This is a genomic window from Streptomyces sp. CHD11 (assembly GCF_018638295.1).
Taxonomy (GTDB): Bacteria; Actinomycetota; Actinomycetes; order Streptomycetales; family Streptomycetaceae; genus Streptomyces.
The window spans coordinates 60,498-75,117 of the sequence record NZ_JABTTS010000032.1 but is presented as its reverse complement, the minus strand read 5'-3'; the positions used below and the strand labels follow the sequence as shown (position 1 = coordinate 75,117).

16 protein-coding genes are annotated in these 14,620 nt (G+C 74.1%); 15 read left to right on the top strand and 1 reads right to left on the bottom strand.

The features are described 5' to 3' along the window. Positions 1-79: 79 nt before the first annotated feature. From HTV45_RS28020 to HTV45_RS27990, 7 genes are all read left to right on the top strand, one after another. Positions 80-451 (top strand): holo-ACP synthase, encoded by a 372-nt coding sequence (locus HTV45_RS28020; protein WP_215208691.1) that lies wholly within the window; start codon positions 80-82, stop codon positions 449-451. A gap of 296 nt (positions 452-747) precedes the next feature. Continuing rightward, positions 748-1,584, top strand: coding sequence for an RNA polymerase sigma factor SigF (locus HTV45_RS28015; RefSeq protein ID WP_181007756.1), 837 nt, complete (start codon positions 748-750; stop codon positions 1,582-1,584). Between the two features lie 373 nt (positions 1,585-1,957). Next, the gene (locus tag HTV45_RS28010; protein WP_215208690.1) at positions 1,958-3,388 is read left to right on the top strand and encodes an NAD(P)H-hydrate dehydratase; all 1,431 of its coding nucleotides are present in this window, start codon (positions 1,958-1,960) and stop codon (positions 3,386-3,388) included. A 103-nt stretch (positions 3,389-3,491) separates the two neighbouring features. Further along, entirely contained in the window at positions 3,492-4,709 is a 1,218-nt protein-coding gene (alr, locus tag HTV45_RS28005) for an alanine racemase (protein WP_215208689.1), read from the top strand. Next, positions 4,706-5,935 (top strand): alpha/beta hydrolase, encoded by a 1,230-nt coding sequence (locus HTV45_RS28000; RefSeq protein ID WP_308309771.1) that lies wholly within the window; start codon positions 4,706-4,708, stop codon positions 5,933-5,935. Before alr ends, HTV45_RS28000 begins: the two co-directional genes overlap by 4 nt. Next, positions 5,904-6,434, top strand: a complete 531-nt coding sequence (gene tsaE, locus HTV45_RS27995; protein ID WP_215208688.1) for a tRNA (adenosine(37)-N6)-threonylcarbamoyltransferase complex ATPase subunit type 1 TsaE — start codon at positions 5,904-5,906, stop codon at positions 6,432-6,434. Before HTV45_RS28000 ends, tsaE begins: the two co-directional genes overlap by 32 nt. Before the next feature lie 179 nt (positions 6,435-6,613). Next, positions 6,614-6,793, top strand: coding sequence for a hypothetical protein (locus tag HTV45_RS27990; RefSeq protein WP_215208687.1), 180 nt, complete (start codon positions 6,614-6,616; stop codon positions 6,791-6,793). Positions 6,794-6,829: 36 nt separating this feature from the next. On the opposite strand, the gene HTV45_RS27985 is transcribed toward HTV45_RS27990, so the two are convergent. Then, positions 6,830-7,378 (bottom strand): hypothetical protein, encoded by a 549-nt coding sequence (locus HTV45_RS27985; RefSeq protein ID WP_215208686.1) that lies wholly within the window; start codon positions 7,376-7,378, stop codon positions 6,830-6,832. Positions 7,379-7,497: 119 nt separating this feature from the next. Here HTV45_RS27985 and tsaB point away from each other — a divergent pair, with 119 nt between their 5' ends. The 8 genes from tsaB (at position 7,498) to HTV45_RS27945 (ending at position 14,556) form a co-directional block, all read left to right on the top strand. Next, entirely contained in the window at positions 7,498-8,151 is a 654-nt protein-coding gene (gene tsaB, locus HTV45_RS27980; protein WP_215208685.1) for a tRNA (adenosine(37)-N6)-threonylcarbamoyltransferase complex dimerization subunit type 1 TsaB, read from the top strand. 35 nt (positions 8,152-8,186) lie between these two features. Continuing rightward, positions 8,187-8,720 carry a ribosomal protein S18-alanine N-acetyltransferase gene (rimI, locus tag HTV45_RS27975; protein WP_215208726.1) on the top strand — a complete coding sequence of 178 codons (534 nt, stop codon included), beginning with the start codon at positions 8,187-8,189 and terminating at the stop codon, positions 8,718-8,720. After that, positions 8,713-9,810, top strand: coding sequence for a tRNA (adenosine(37)-N6)-threonylcarbamoyltransferase complex transferase subunit TsaD (gene tsaD / locus HTV45_RS27970; RefSeq protein WP_215208684.1), 1,098 nt, complete (start codon positions 8,713-8,715; stop codon positions 9,808-9,810). Before rimI ends, tsaD begins: the two co-directional genes overlap by 8 nt. Next, complete coding sequence (locus HTV45_RS27965; RefSeq protein WP_215208683.1) at positions 9,807-10,070, top strand: hypothetical protein; 264 nt, start codon at positions 9,807-9,809, stop codon at positions 10,068-10,070. Before tsaD ends, HTV45_RS27965 begins: the two co-directional genes overlap by 4 nt. A gap of 286 nt (positions 10,071-10,356) precedes the next feature. Then, positions 10,357-11,409 carry a LacI family DNA-binding transcriptional regulator gene (locus HTV45_RS27960; protein ID WP_215208682.1) on the top strand — a complete coding sequence of 351 codons (1,053 nt, stop codon included), beginning with the start codon at positions 10,357-10,359 and terminating at the stop codon, positions 11,407-11,409. A gap of 262 nt (positions 11,410-11,671) precedes the next feature. Then, the gene (locus HTV45_RS27955) at positions 11,672-12,694 is read left to right on the top strand and encodes an LCP family protein (protein ID WP_308309774.1); all 1,023 of its coding nucleotides are present in this window, start codon (positions 11,672-11,674) and stop codon (positions 12,692-12,694) included. Positions 12,695-12,827: 133 nt separating this feature from the next. Further along, the gene (locus tag HTV45_RS27950) at positions 12,828-13,184 is read left to right on the top strand and encodes a YciI family protein (RefSeq protein WP_215208680.1); all 357 of its coding nucleotides are present in this window, start codon (positions 12,828-12,830) and stop codon (positions 13,182-13,184) included. Between the two features lie 160 nt (positions 13,185-13,344). Next, positions 13,345-14,556: an RNA polymerase sigma factor gene (locus HTV45_RS27945; protein ID WP_215208725.1), complete on the top strand. Its 1,212-nt coding sequence runs from the start codon at positions 13,345-13,347 to the stop codon at positions 14,554-14,556. Positions 14,557-14,620 lie beyond the last annotated feature (64 nt).

The window sequence follows — 14,620 nt, the reverse complement described above, 5'->3', positions numbered from 1 at the left end:
CCGGCGCCTCCGATCCGGCGCCCGACGTCCCACCGGGAGAGCGGCACCGTGCGAGGCACCGCCTCGTAGGGTGCTGCGCATGAGCATCATCGGAGTCGGGATCGACGTGGCGGAGATCGAACGGTTCGCGGAGTCGCTGGAGCGGACGCCCGCGCTGGCCCGGCGGCTCTTCGTGGAGAGCGAGCTGCTGCTGCCCAGCGGGGAGCGGCGCGGTGTGGCCTCCCTCGCCGCACGGTTCGCCGCCAAGGAGGCGCTGGCCAAGGCGCTGGGCGCGCCGGCCGGGCTCTCCTGGACCGATGTCGAGGTGTGGTGCGAGGACAGCGGGCAGCCGCGGTTGCGGGTCAGCGGGACGGTGGCGGCCCGGGCGGCGGAACTGGGCGTACGGTCCTGGCACGTGTCCCTGAGTCACGACGCCGGGGTGGCCTCGGCGGTCGTCGTCGCGGAGGGGTGAGGCCGGTCACATGGGTTCGTTGCTCGCTTTCCCGGGGGCAGGGGTCGACCTGCCGGTCTGGGGGGAGGCGTTTCTCCTCGTCGGCGCCGTGCTCACCCTTGTCTTCTCCCTCGTGCGGCTGGTGCGGAAGCGTCGTCGGTGACCTTCGCGGGGTCCTTCCGCGAGCGTGGTCCGTGCATTTCGTACGGTTGTTTCGGAAGGGCGGTGCGTGCATCGCCCGGACGGGGGTACAAGCGTGGAGCCGGCGCCCGGAACGGGGGCCGAGAGATTTGGGAGGGCTAGCTGTGACGTCGACGATGGCGCGGACGGACCGAGCTCAGAGCGTGACCGAGCTGCCGGAGGTCGCGGATCCCGGCCAGGTCGCGCCCCAGGACGCACGCGAGCTGTCCAAGCAGTTCTTCCGCCGGCTCACGGAGCTGGAGGAGGGCACGCACGAGTACCAGTACGCGCGCAACACGCTGATCGAGATGAACATGTCCCTGGTCCGCTACGCGGCCGGCCGGTTCCGCAGCCGCGGACCGGAGGAGATGGAGGACATCGTCCAGGTCGGCATGATCGGTCTGATCAAGGCGATCGACCGGTTCGAGCTGTCCCGCGAAGTGGAGTTCACCTCCTTCGCGATCCCCTACATCGTCGGTGAGATCAAGCGGTTCTTCCGGGACACGTCCTGGTCCGTGCACGTGCCGCGGCGCCTTCAGGAGGCCCGGGTGCAGCTGGCCCGTGCCACCGAGGAACTGCGCAGCCGGCTGGGCCGTACGCCCTCGACCGCCGAACTCGCCCAGCTGATGAGCCTGACCGAGGCCGAGGTCAACGAGGCCCGGATCGCCTCCAACGGCTACAACTCCTCCTCGCTGGACGCCGCCATCGGCAGCGAGCCGGACGGCGAGAGCGTGCTCGCGGACTTCATCGGCACCGAGGACGCCGCACTGGGACTGGTCGAGGACTTCCACGCGCTCGCCCCGATGATCGCCGACCTCGACGAGCGCGAGCGGAAGATCGTGCACTGGAGGTTCGTGGAGGAGCTGACGCAGGCGGAGATCGGTGAGCGGCTGGGCTGCTCCCAGATGCACGTGTCGCGGCTGCTGTCCCGGACGCTGAAGAAGCTGCGGGCGGGGATGCTCAGCACCAGCTGAGGCGAATCGCGGCGAAGAGGTGTGGTGGGGGGGGGGGGGGGGGGGGGGGGGGGGGGGGGGGGGGGGGGGGGGGGGGGGGGGGGGGGGGGGGGGGGGGGGGGGGGGGGGGGGGGGGGGGGGGGGGGGGGGGGGGGGGGGGGGGGGGGGGGGGGGGGGGGGGGGGGGGGGGGGGGGGGGNGGTGCGGCCTGAGGGCCGCACCCCGCGTTCGTGTGCCTGTGTGCCCGTGTGCCGGTGTGCCGACCGTCGCGCCGTCGCCGCTCGGTCGCGGGTGGCGGTCGCGTGCGGCGGCCCAGCGGCGCACAGGCCGGCGGGCGGGAGCCGCCGGCCCGGTCACCGGGAGCCGGCTCGTTGTGGTGCGGGAGACTCGGACGCATGCGTACTGCGTACAGCGTGGAGACGGTCAGGGCGGCAGAGCGGGAACTGATGGCACGGCTGCCGGAGGGCGCGCTGATGCAGCGTGCGGCCGCCGGACTCGCCGCGGCCTGCGCGGACGTGCTCGGGCGGGTGTACGGCAGCCGGGTCGTGCTGCTGGTGGGCAGCGGGGACAACGGAGGCGACGCCCTGTACGCCGGTGCCCGGCTCGCCCGGCGCGGCGCCGGGGTGAGCGCGGTTCTGCTTTCGCCGGAGCGTGCCCATCCCGGAGGGCTCGAGGCGCTGCGCCGGGCGGGCGGCCGGGTGGAGGGCACGGAGGGCGCGCGCGAGTCGATCGGGCGGGCGGATCTCGTCGTCGACGGCATCGTCGGGATCGGCGGCACGGGCGGGCTGCGGCCGGACGCCGTGCCGCTCGCGGAGGCCGCCGAGCGGGCGCGGGCGGCCGTGGTCGCCGTCGATCTGCCGAGCGGCGTCGACGCGGACAGCGGGGAGGTGCGGGGGAGGGCGCTGCGGGCCGACCTCACGGTGACGTTCGGGACGCACAAGGCGGGACTGCTGATCGATCCGGCACGGGAGTACGCCGGGGCGGTGCGGCTGGTCGACATCGGGCTGGCGCTTCCGGCGGAACCCGGGCTGGAGGCGTTGCAGCACGCGGACGTGGCCCGGCTGCTGCCGGTGCCGGCCGCGGAGAGCGACAAGTACCGGCGGGGCGTGGTCGGCATCGCCGCCGGGTCCGCGCGTTATCCGGGGGCGGCGGTGCTCGCGGTGGCGGGTGCGCTGCGGGGCGGGGCGGGGGCCGTACGGTACGTCGGTCCCGCCGGGCAGGCCGTGATCGCCCGCTTCCCGGAGGCGCTGGTGTCCGACCGTGGACCGGAGCACGCGGGGCGGGTGCAGGCATGGGTGGTCGGACCGGGTGCCGGGGACGACGCGGCGACGGTCGCGGAGGTGCTGGCGGCCGATGTGCCGGTGCTGATCGACGCGGACGGGCTGCGGCTGGCGGAGGCCTCGGCGGTACGGGGCCGGCGGGCGCCGACGCTGATGACCCCGCACGCGGGGGAGGCGGCGGCGCTGCTCGGCGTCGGGCGGGAGGAGGTCGAGGGAGGCCGGCTGGGCGCGGTGCGGGAGCTGGCGGGGCGGTACGGGGCGACGGTGCTGTTGAAGGGGTCGACGACGCTGGTCTGCGGCGGGGGCGGGCCGGTGCGGGTGAACCCGACGGGGACATCGTGGCTGGCGACGGCCGGGAGCGGTGACGTGCTGTCGGGGCTCGGGGGGTCGCTGCTGGCGGCGGGGCTGCCGGCGGTGGACGCCGGGAGCGTGGCGGCGTACCTGCACGGGCTGGCGGGGAGGTTCGCGGCGGACGGGGCGCCGGTGGGGGCGTGGGATGTGGCGGAGGGGATCGCGGGGGCGTGGCGGAGTGTGGTGAGGGGCTGAACGGTGACCGGAGGGGCTGAACGGTGACCGGGTGCGTCGGGTCGGGGGTGGGAGGGCCGGAGGGCCGGAGGGTTGATTGCGGGGCTCTGAGAGACTGTGCGGGATGAACGAGACAGTTGCGCCGCCGGGTGCGGAGCTGCGGGCCCGTGCCGAGATCGACCTGGCTGCCGTGCGGGCCAATGTGCGGGCCCTGCGCGAGCGCGCGCCCGGCGCCGCCCTGATGGCCGTGGTCAAGGCCGACGGGTACGGGCACGGCGCGGCCGCCTGTGCCCGGGCCGCTGTCGAGGCCGGGGCGACCTGGCTGGGCACCGCAACCCCGCAGGAGGCGCTCGCGCTGCGCGCGCCCGGTACCGGGGTGCCGGATCACGTACGGGTGATGTGCTGGCTGTGGACACCGGGCGGGCCCTGGCGCGAGGCGATCGAGGCCGGTGTCGACGTGTCCCTCGGCGGCATGTGGGCGCTGGAGGAGGTCACGCGGGCCGCGCGTCTCGCCGGGCGGCCCGCGCGGGCGCACCTCAAGGCCGATACCGGACTGGGACGCGGCGGCTGCCAGCCCGGGGAGGACTGGGCGGAGCTGGTCGCCGGCGCGCTGCGCGCCGAGGCCGAGGGGCTGCTGCGGATCACCGGTCTCTGGTCCCACCTCGCCTGCGCCGACGAACCCGGGCATCCCTCGATCGTCGCCCAGCTGTCCCTGTTCCGGGAGATGGTGGCGTACGCGGAGGGCCGGGGCGTCGACCCCGAGGTGCGGCACATCGCCAACTCGCCCGCCACCCTGACCCTTCCCGAGAGCCACTTCGACCTGGTCCGCCCCGGCATCGCGGTGTACGGCGTCTCGCCCAGCCCCGAGACCGGCGTCCCCGCCGACTTCGGACTGCGCCCGGCGATGACCCTGTCCGCCTCGCTGGCCCTGGTGAAGCGGGTCCCCGGCGGCCATGGCGTCAGCTACGCCCACCACTACGTCACCCCGGGCGCGACCACCCTCGGGCTGGTCCCGCTCGGCTACGCGGACGGCATCCCGCGCCACGCCTCCTCCTCCGGCCCGGTACTGGTCGAGGGCAAGTGGCGTACGGTCGCGGGGCGGATCGCGATGGACCAGTTCGTCGTCGACCTGGGCGGGGACGACCCGGGCGCGGGTGCACGCGCCGTGCTCTTCGGCCCGGGTGACCGGGGTGAGCCCACCGCCGCCGACTGGGCGCAGGCGGCCGGGACCATCGCGTACGAGATCGTCACCCGGATCGGCAGCCGCGTTCCGCGCGTCTACAGGAACGAGGGGAACGAGGGGAACGAGGGGAACGAGGGGAACGAGGGGAGCGGCAGGTGAGCGAGGGCATCGCGGAGGTCGCCGCCTCCGCGGCCGAGGTCTCCCGCGGGGGCTGGCGCCGGGCCACCGGCGTCGCGGGCGTCGCGATAGGCGTGCTCGCCACCGGAGCCGCCGCGGGTGTCGCCATAGAGCGGATGACGGTCGGCCGGGGCATGCGCAAGAAGGCCAGGCTCGCCCTCGACTCCACCGGTCCGTACGGGTCGTTGCGCGGCACACCAGGCAGGGCGTACTCCGATGACGGCACCGAGCTGTACTACGAGGTCGACGACCCCGACCCCGACCCGGAGGCCACGCCCGCGCGGCGGCGCCGGCTGTTCGGCCGCAGGTCCCCGGCTCCGGTGACCGTCGTCTTCAGCCACGGCTACTGCCTCAACCAGGACTCCTGGCACTTCCAGCGGGCCGCGCTCAGGGACGTCGTACGGACCGTGTACTGGGACCAGCGCAGCCACGGCCGCTCGGCGCGGGGCGCGGCCCAGACGGAGCGGGGCGAGCCGGTCACCATCGACCAGCTCGGGCGCGACCTGAAGGCCGTCGTCGACGCGGCGGCGCCCGAGGGGCCCCTGGTGCTCGTCGGTCACTCCATGGGCGGGATGACCGTGATGGCCCTCGCCGAGCAGTATCCCGAGCTGATGCGGGAGCGGTGCGTGGGTGTCGCCCTGGTCGGTACGTCGTCGGGGCGGCTCGGCGAGGTCAACTTCGGGCTGCCGGTGGCCGGGGTCAACGCGGTGCGGCGGCTGCTGCCGGGAGTGCTGAAGGCGCTGGGGCAGCGGGCCGAGCTGGTGGAGAGGGGGCGCCGGGCCACCGCGGACCTGTTCGCGGGGGTCATCAAGCGGTACTCCTTCGCGTCCCGGGACGTGGACCCGGCCGTCGCCCGGTTCGCCGAGCGGATGATCGAGAGCACGCCCATCGACGTGGTCGCCGAGTACTACCCGGCCTTCGACGACCACGACAAGACCGAGGCCCTCGCCCACTTCGCCGCCCTCCCGGTGCTGGTGCTGGCCGGGACCCAGGACCTGGTGACGCCCAGCGAGCACAGCGAGGCGATCGCCGATGTGCTGCCCGACGGGGAGCTGGTGCTGGTCCCGGACGCCGGACACCTGGTGATGCTGGAGCATCCGGAGGTGGTCACCGACCGGCTCGCCGACCTGCTCGTCCGCGCGGGCGCGATGCCGGCGGGCGTTACGGTGGATGGTTATGGAAGCAGCAGCACCGTACAACCCGGCTGAACCGGGGCCGGCCGCGAACTCCGTCGAGCTGACCGTCACCTCCCCCGAGCAGATGCGGGAACTGGGGCGCAGGCTCGCCAAGCTGTTGCGCGCCGGCGATCTCGTCGTGCTCTCCGGCGAGCTCGGCGCGGGCAAGACGACACTGACCCGGGGGCTCGGCGAAGGGCTCGGTGTGCGGGGCGCGGTCACCTCGCCGACCTTCGTGATCGCCCGGGTGCATCCGTCGCCGGCGGGCGGTCCACCGCTGGTCCACGTCGACGCCTACCGGCTGGGCGGCGGGCTGGACGAGATGGAGGACCTGGACCTCGACGTCTCGCTGCCGGAGTCGGTGATCGTGGTGGAGTGGGGCGAGGGCAAGGTCGAGGAGCTGACCGAGGACCGGTTGCGCGTCGGCATCCACCGGGCGGTCGGGGACACCACGGACGAGGTGCGGCAGGTGACCGTGACCGGTCTGGGTGCGCGGTGGGCGGGCGCCGGCCTGAGCGCGCTCTCGGCCTGACGGCCCGGTGCCGGCCGGTTCCGCGGTCGGACGGCGGACTCACGCGCGTGCGGCGCCCCGGATTCCGACATCGTGTCGGCAAACGGTTGCGTTCGGGGTCTCCGGCGTGGTCACATGGTATCCAGTTCGTAGTTAGGTCTACCTAACCACGTCCGCCCCCGGCCCACAGGAGGCGCTCCATGCCGGACACCCAGAACTCATCCGGGTCCACGGCGCAGCCGCAGTCGCTTTCCGGGGTGCCGATGCGTGAACTGCTCGCCGCGTGCGCCGCGGCCGCCGCGATCTCCACCCCGCCCGGCGCCCCCGCGCCCCGCCGCTCCGCCGAGGCGGACGTACGGGAGCGGCGCGAGGCGGCGTGACGGGGGCCGCCCGTCGGCCGGTCGCCACGGGTGGTCTTACGGCACCACGACGACCGTCCGTCCGATCGTCGCGAACTTCCACATCGCCGCGCCGTCCGCGCGGGTCTCACGGATGCCGCCCGTGCGCTCCCGCGGGTCGAGCACCGGCGCCGAACCGTCGACCGCCGCGCTGAACCCGATAGCCGTGCCGTCGACGCCGGCGAAGCGGACGACGTGCTCGACGGGGACACCGTCCGATCCGGTGACCGCGCCGGACCGGGACGTGACCCGGTAGGTGCCCGGGGCGGGGTCCACCGTGCCGGGCTCGACCCCGAAGGCGCGCGACACCTTGCTCCCCGTCTCCACCAGCCACACCCGGTCGTTCTCCAGCGAGTACACGACCCGTTTGCCCGTGCCCGACCGTACGGGCAGGGCGCCGGGACGGTCCCGGTCCGGGAGCGCCTTGCGGACCGCGCCCGCAGCTCCGGACGCCGGGTGGCGCAGTCCCGGCGGGACGTTCTCCGCCGCCTGGTGGCCGAGGAAGCCGACCGTCGCCAGCGCCGCCGCGGTCAGCCCCGTTACGATCATCGCGCTGGTGCCTGACACCGACGTCACCTCTGTCCCGCTCTGCTCCGTTATGTACGCATGCCGTCGTGACGGTAGCAGTACGTGACCGTCCGGCCGGTGCGGCCGTGGCCGGGGCGCGGGAGCCGTAGGCTGTTTGCGTGCTCTTGCTCGCTCTGGATACCGCCACCCCCGCCGTCACCGTCGCGCTGCACGACGGCGACGACGTCATCGCCTCGTCCAGTCAGGTGGACGCCCGCCGGCACGGCGAGCTGCTGCTCCCGGCGGTCGACCGTGTACTCGCCGAGGCAGGCCTGCGGCTGGACGCCGTCACCGGGATCGTCGTCGGCGTCGGCCCCGGCCCGTACACCGGGCTGCGGGTCGGCCTGATGACCGCGGACACCTTCGGCCTCGCGCTCGGTGTGCCCGTGCACGGTGTGTGCACGCTGGACGGCCTCGCCTACGCCTCCGATCTGGAGGGCCCCTTCGTCGTGGCGACCGACGCCCGCCGCAAGGAGGTCTACTGGGCGCGCTACGCCGACTCCCGCACCCGGCTCACCGAGCCGGCCGTGGACCGGCCCGCCGACATCGCCGGGGAGGTCGCGGGCCTGCCCGCGGTCGGCGCCGGCGCGCTGCTGTACCCGGACACGTTCCCCCGGGTGCGCGCGCCCGAGCACGTCACCGCCGCCGCCCTGGCCCGGCTGGCCGTGGAGCGGCTCGAGGGGGGCGGGGAACTGCCACCGCCCCGGCCGCTGTACCTGCGCCGCCCCGATGCCCAGGTCCCCAAGAACTACAAGGTGGTCACCCCCAAGTGACGGGAAACGGAAACGAGACGGTCGTGCTGCGCGAGATGCGCTGGTGGGACATCGACTCCGTACTGGAACTGGAGCGGGACCTGTTTCCCGAGGACGCCTGGTCGCGCGGGATGTTCTGGTCCGAGCTGGCGCACGCCCGCGGGCCCGGGGCGACCCGGCACTACGTCGTGGCCCAGGAGGGCGACCGGATCGTCGGCTACGCGGGCCTGACCACCTCGGGCACGGAGTCGGAGGACGGAGGCTCCGCCGAGGGGGGCGACATCCAGACCGTCGCCGTCACCCGTGACCACTGGGGCACCGGCCTCGGCTCGCGGCTGCTGACCGAGCTGCTGCGGGCGGCGACCGCGTTCGAGTGCACCGAGGTGATGCTGGAGTGCCGGGTGGACAACGTCCGCGCACAGAAGCTCTACGAGCGCTTCGGCTTCGAGATCATCGGGGTCCGGCGCGGCTACTACCAGCCGGGGAACGTGGACGCCCTGGTGATGCGCCTGACCGATCCGTCCACCTCAGTGAGCCCGGCGAGTCCCGTCGACGGGACCGGCGTACAAGGAACCGAGATCCATGGCTGACGAACCCCTGGTACTGGGGATCGAGACCTCCTGCGACGAGACCGGTGTCGGCATCGTGCGCGGTACCACCCTGCTGGCGGACGCCGTCGCCTCCAGCGTCGACGAGCACGCCCGCTATGGCGGTGTCGTCCCCGAGGTCGCCTCCCGCGCCCACCTGGAGGCGATGGTCCCCACCATCGAGCGCGCGCTGAAGGACGCGGGTGTCGGCGCCCGCGACCTCGACGGCATCGCCGTCACCGCCGGCCCCGGACTCGCCGGGGCACTGCTGGTCGGTGTCTCGGCGGCCAAGGCGTACGCCTACGCCCTCGGCAAGCCGCTCTACGGGGTCAACCACCTCGCCTCCCACATCTGCGTCGACCAGTTGGAGCACGGACCGCTGCCCGAGCCGACGATGGCCCTGCTGGTCTCCGGCGGGCACTCCTCGCTGCTGCTGTCCGCGGACATCACCTCCGACGTCCGCCCGCTCGGCGCGACCATCGACGACGCGGCGGGCGAGGCGTTCGACAAGATCGCCCGTGTGATGAACCTCGGGTTCCCCGGCGGCCCGGTCATCGACCGCTACGCCCGCGAGGGCGACCCGGACGCGATCGCGTTCCCGCGCGGGCTGACCGGCCCGCGTGACCCGGCGTACGACTTCTCCTTCTCCGGGCTGAAGACGGCGGTGGCCCGCTGGATCGAGGCCAGGCGCGCGGCGGGCGAGGAGGTGCCGGTGCGCGACGTGTCGGCGTCCTTCCAGGAGGCGGTCGTGGACGTCCTCACCCGCAAGGCCGTACGGGCCTGCAAGGACGAGGGCGTCGACCATCTGATGATCGGCGGCGGGGTGGCCGCCAACTCCCGGCTGCGGGCTCTGGCCCAGGAGCGCTGCGAGGCGGCCGGTATCCGGCTGCGTGTGCCCCGTCCCAAGCTGTGCACGGACAACGGCGCGATGGTGGCCGCACTGGGCGCGGAGATGGTCGCCCGCAACCGCCCCGTCTCCGACTGGGACCTGTCCGCCGACTCCTCCCTCCCGGTCACCGAACCCCATGTGCCGGGCACCTCGCACGCGCACGACCATGTGCACGAGACCGCCAGGGAGAACCTGTACTCATGACGGTCGCGCTGATGTGGGAGGCCCGTGCGGTCCCCGGCCGGGCCTCGGACCTGCTGGCCTGGACCGAGGAACGGGTACGGGAGTTCACCGAACGCCCCCTGCGCCGCGAGACCTTCCGTGCCCCGCAGGACCGCGTCCTGCTCATCACCTGGTGGGACGCCCCGTACGACGCGGAGCTGCCCGAACTCCCGGAGCCGGCCGGGGACCTGATCGCCCGCCCGGTACACCGCTGGCGGTTCGAGTCGCTCGGCGGCGTCTGACTCCGGGACCCGTCCGGGGCCGGTGCGCTCACCCGGCGGCCCGGACTCCCGTGGCGGCCGGACTCCGTGGCCGGGTCACCCGCCGCAGTCGCCTCCATGGCCACCGCGCTCTGGCGTGACCCCGCCCCGGCCGCCGCCGCCCACGGCGGGCTCCTGTCGGGGTGGAGGACCGGACCTCTCCCGCACCATGGGATCCGAATGTTTCGCGACAAATAGCGAATGTTCCGGGAATCCATGGCGTGCGTAGGTCTTCGTCAAGAGGGCGGGCAGGGTTACGATCGCGCCCATGACTTCCCCGCAGCCCGCTGAAACACGGACGCAAGGGCGCACCTCCCAGACCGCGACGCTCGCCGAGATCGCCCGCGAGGCCGGCGTCTCCGCCCCGACTGTTTCGAAGGTCCTCAACGGGCGGGCGGATGTCGCTCCCGGCACCCGGAGCCGGGTCGAGGGACTGCTGCGCGCCCACGGCTACCGGCGACGGCGTGCCGAGGCCACCCGCTCGCCCCTGATCGACCTGGTCTTCCACGAGCTGGAGAGCGCCTGGGCGATGGAGGTCATCCGGGGTGTGGAGAACGTCGCCCGCGACGCCGGGCTCAGCGTGGTGCTCTCCGAGAGCGCGGGACGGCTCACGCCGGGGCGCACCTGGGCCGACCAGGTCGCCGCGCGCCGCCCGCACGGCGTGGTCCTCGTCCTGTCCGGTCTCGACGAGTCCGGACAGGCCCTGCTGACCAGCCGCTCCATCCCGTTCGTGGTGATGGACCCGGCCGGCGACCCGGGCACCGACGTGCCGTCCATCGGCGCGACCAACTGGCAGGGCGGACTCGCCGCCACCCGGCACCTGGTGGAGCTGGGCCACACCAGGATCGGCGCCATCAGCGGGCCCTCGCGGATGATGTGCAGCCGCGCCCGCGTCGACGGCTACCGGGCCGCCCTGGAGACGGCGGGTCTCCCGGTGGTTCCGGAGCTGATCGTGGGCGGCGACTTCCACCACGACGCCGGTTACCGGCAGGGCCTCGCCCTGCTGCGCCGGGAGGACCGGCCCACCGCGATCTTCACCGGGAACGACCTCCAGGCGCTCGGCGTCTACGAGGCCGCACGCGAGCTGGGGCTGCGCATCCCGGAGGACCTGAGCGTGGTCGGGTTCGACGACCTTCCCCTGGCCCGCTGGGTGGGGCCGCCGCTGACGACCGTACGGCAGCCGCTGACGGAGATGGCGGAGGCGGCGGCCAGGCTGGTCCTCGACCTCGGCAAGGGAGAGGACAGCCAGGCGGCGACCCGGGTGGAGCTGGCGACGAGTCTGGTGGTGCGGAGCAGTACGGCGGCACCGGGCGGGGCGTGAGCCGCTTCGAGAGTTTCGACCCGTCGGGCCCATCGGTCCGGGGCCCGTCGGACCCGCCGTGGGGGCCTGCGTCCGGCAGACCTGTCGGACCTGTCGGAAGTCTGAGAATTTTCCAAGAAAAATGTCCGGTAGTCGCCGCTCGTCATAATTCGGACTTACGTTCCTACGTGTGACGGGACATCAGGGGAGCGACGGGGCCGACGCCGACGGGGGCGCCGGGAGTGACGAGGGCGGGGCCGGTGACGGGGCCGACGGCACCGGGATACGGACCGGCCGGCGGGCGCGGGTACTGAAGATCACCGGGCTCTCGCTGGCGGGCGTCCTCCTCCTGGGCGCGGGGGCGGCCGGCTGGGCGTACTGGCACCTCAGCGACAACATCAGCAGCGTCGACATCAACGGTGCGCTGGGCGACGACCGTCCCGCCAGGCCCCTGTCCGCTCCGTCTGCGGGGGCATCGGCCACCGCCGTGCCGCTGCCGACCGAGTCCCTGAACATCCTGGTGCTGGGCTCGGACTCGCGCACCGGTGAGGAGAACCGGGAGCTCGGCGGCGGTGAGGACGGAGGTGCCCGCTCGGACACCGCCATGGTGGTCCACCTCGACGCCGGACGGACCGCCGCGACGGTGGTCAGCATCCCGCGCGACACCCTCGTGGACCGGCCCTCCTGCCCCCTGCCCGACGGGGAGTCGACACGGCCGGTGTCCGGGGCCATGTTCAACAGCGCGTACGAGGTCGGCGGGCCGGTGTGCGCGGTGAAGACCGTCGAGGCACTCACGGACGTCCGGATGGACCACTACATCGAGATCGACTTCGCCGGATTCGCCCGCCTGGTCGACGCGCTCGGCGGGGTCACCGTCACCACCCGGGAGGACATCGACGACGAGCGGAGCCACCTCACCCTGGAGGCCGGGACCCACCACCTCGACGGCACCGAAGCCCTCGCCCTGGCCCGCACCCGGTACGACATCGGAGACGGCAGCGACCTCGGCCGCATCGAACTCCAGCACCAGCTCGTGAAGGCACTGCTGGAGCAGATCGGGCGGCAGAACCTGCTGACCGACCCCGCCGGGCTGTACGAGGTGGCCGACGCGGTCACCGGGAGCCTCACCGCCGACACCGGGCTGGACTCGCTCGGCGAGCTGACCCGCCTCGGCCAGAGTCTGAGGGGACTGTCCTCCGCCGGTGTCACGACCCTGACCATGCCGGTGCTGCCCGCCCCCTGGGACCGCAACCGCGTGGTGGCCGACGAGCCGGAGGCGGGAGAGCTGTGGGCCTCGCTGCGGTGAGCGGCGGGCACCGGCCCGCCCCGGAGAAGTGACGCGGAAAAACTTCCGCGCGGGTGTCGATGTCCGTCCCTCCCGTTCGACGCAGTGGTGAGAGGCCGGGAGGGACCCGGTCCGCACGAGGCGAGGAGCCATCATGCCGCGCTATCTCTCCATGATCCGGATCGACGAGAACAACGCCCCCGAGGGGGGCCCGAGTGCCGAACTGATGCAGCGGATGGGCGAGCTGATCGAGGAGATGACCAAGGCCGGGGTCCTGCTGGACACCGCCGGGCTCACCCCGACCGCCGAGGGCACCCGGGTGCACTACGAGGGCGGCCGGCTCTCCGTGACCGACGGGCCGTTCACCGAGACCAAGGAGGTCATCGGCGGTTACGCGATGCTTCAGGCCAGGGACAAGGCCGAGGCGGTCGAGTGGACCAAGCGCTTCCTGCGGGTGCACGAGGAGCACTGGACGGTGACCTGCGAGGTGCGGGAGGTCGTCGAGGGCTGACCGTCCGGGTGCCGGGAGGCCGGGGCGGACCCGGGGGCCGGCGGCGGCTTCTTGGTTCCGCCGCCGTACGGGTGTCTGATGGTGGGCTGTGACACCACAGCCCACCACCGGCCCCGGCGGCCGGGAGACGGCGGCCCGCACCGTCGAGACCGTGTTCCGCATGGAGTCCCCCCGGGTGATCGCCGGCGTGACCCGTCTCGTCCGGGACGTCGGCATCGCCGAGGAACTCGCGCAGGACGCCCTGGTCGCCGCGCTGGAGCAGTGGCCGCGGGACGGGGTGCCCGCCAATCCGGGCGCCTGGCTCATGACCACCGCCCGCAACCGCGCCGTCGACCTGATCCGCCGCCGGGAGACCTACGTCCGCAAGCTGGCCGAGATCGGCCGCGACCCGTCGGCCGGGGTCGCCCCGCCGCCGGAGCCCGCCGACCCGGACGGCATCGACGACGACCTGCTCCGCCTCGTCTTCACCGCCTGCCACCCGGTGCTGTCCGCCGAGGCGCGCACCGCCCTCACCCTGCGGTTGCTCGGCGGCCTGACCACGGCCGAGATCGCCCGCGCCTTCCTCGTGCCGGAGGCGACCGTGGCCCAGCGGATCGTGCGCGCCAAGCGCACCCTGGCGACGCGGAACGTCGCCTTCGAGGTACCCCACGGTCCCGACCGCGCGGCCCGCCTCGGCTCGGTCCTGGACGTCATCTACCTGATCTACAACGAGGGGTACGCGGCCACGGCAGGCGACGACTGGCTGCGCCCCGCGCTGTGCGAGGACGCGCTGCGGCTGGCCCGTGTGCTGTCCGGACTGATGCCGGAGGAGTCCGAGGTGCACGGGCTCACCGCGCTGCTGGAGTTCCAGTCCTCACGGGCCGCGGCCCGCACCGGTCCGGACGGCGAACCGGTACTCCTCGAGGACCAGAACCGCGCCCGCTGGAACCGCGTGTTCATCGCCCGCGGTGTCGACGCCCTCACCCTCGCCGACGCCACCGCCGCCGGAGCCCCCGGCCCGTACGCTCTTCAGGCGGCCATCGCGGCCTGCCACGCGCACGCCCACCGCTACGACGAGACCGACTGGTCCCGGATCGCCACCCTGTACGGCCTGCTCGCCGCCCGCGCCCCCTCCCCGGTCGTCGAACTCAACCGCGCGGTCGCCGTCTCCATGGCCGAGGGCCCCGCCGCCGCACTGCCCCTCGTCGACGCCCTGACCGGCGTACCGGCACTGCGGGACTACCACCTGCTGCCCAGCGTCCGCGGTGATCTGCTGGCCCGCCTCGGCCGTACGCGGGAGGCCCGGGCCGAGTTCGAGCGGGCGGCGTCGCTGACCCGCAACGCACGCGAACGCGAGCTGCTGCTGCGCCGCGCGGCGGCGCAGGACGGCTGACCGGCGCACCGGTGGCCCGGCGGCGGGATGGCCGGGGCGCCGTCGACGCGGGGCGGAGGACCGT

Coding starts and splice junctions, on each gene's coding strand:
- HTV45_RS28015 (WP_181007756.1), top strand. CDS start 748: ATGGCGCGGACGGACCGAGCTCAGAGCGTGACCGAGCTGCCGGAGGTC.
- HTV45_RS28010 (WP_215208690.1), top strand. CDS start 1,958: ATGCGTACTGCGTACAGCGTGGAGACGGTCAGGGCGGCAGAGCGGGAA.
- HTV45_RS27965 (WP_215208683.1), top strand. CDS start 9,807: ATGACGGTCGCGCTGATGTGGGAGGCCCGTGCGGTCCCCGGCCGGGCC.
- rimI (WP_215208726.1), top strand. CDS start 8,187: ATGCGCTGGTGGGACATCGACTCCGTACTGGAACTGGAGCGGGACCTG.
- tsaE (WP_215208688.1), top strand. CDS start 5,904: ATGGAAGCAGCAGCACCGTACAACCCGGCTGAACCGGGGCCGGCCGCG.
- HTV45_RS27990 (WP_215208687.1), top strand. CDS start 6,614: ATGCCGGACACCCAGAACTCATCCGGGTCCACGGCGCAGCCGCAGTCG.
- HTV45_RS27945 (WP_215208725.1), top strand. CDS start 13,345: ATGGAGTCCCCCCGGGTGATCGCCGGCGTGACCCGTCTCGTCCGGGAC.
- HTV45_RS27960 (WP_215208682.1), top strand. CDS start 10,357: ATGACTTCCCCGCAGCCCGCTGAAACACGGACGCAAGGGCGCACCTCC.
- alr (WP_215208689.1), top strand. CDS start 3,492: ATGAACGAGACAGTTGCGCCGCCGGGTGCGGAGCTGCGGGCCCGTGCC.
- HTV45_RS27950 (WP_215208680.1), top strand. CDS start 12,828: ATGCCGCGCTATCTCTCCATGATCCGGATCGACGAGAACAACGCCCCC.
- tsaD (WP_215208684.1), top strand. CDS start 8,713: ATGGCTGACGAACCCCTGGTACTGGGGATCGAGACCTCCTGCGACGAG.
- HTV45_RS28020 (WP_215208691.1), top strand. CDS start 80: ATGAGCATCATCGGAGTCGGGATCGACGTGGCGGAGATCGAACGGTTC.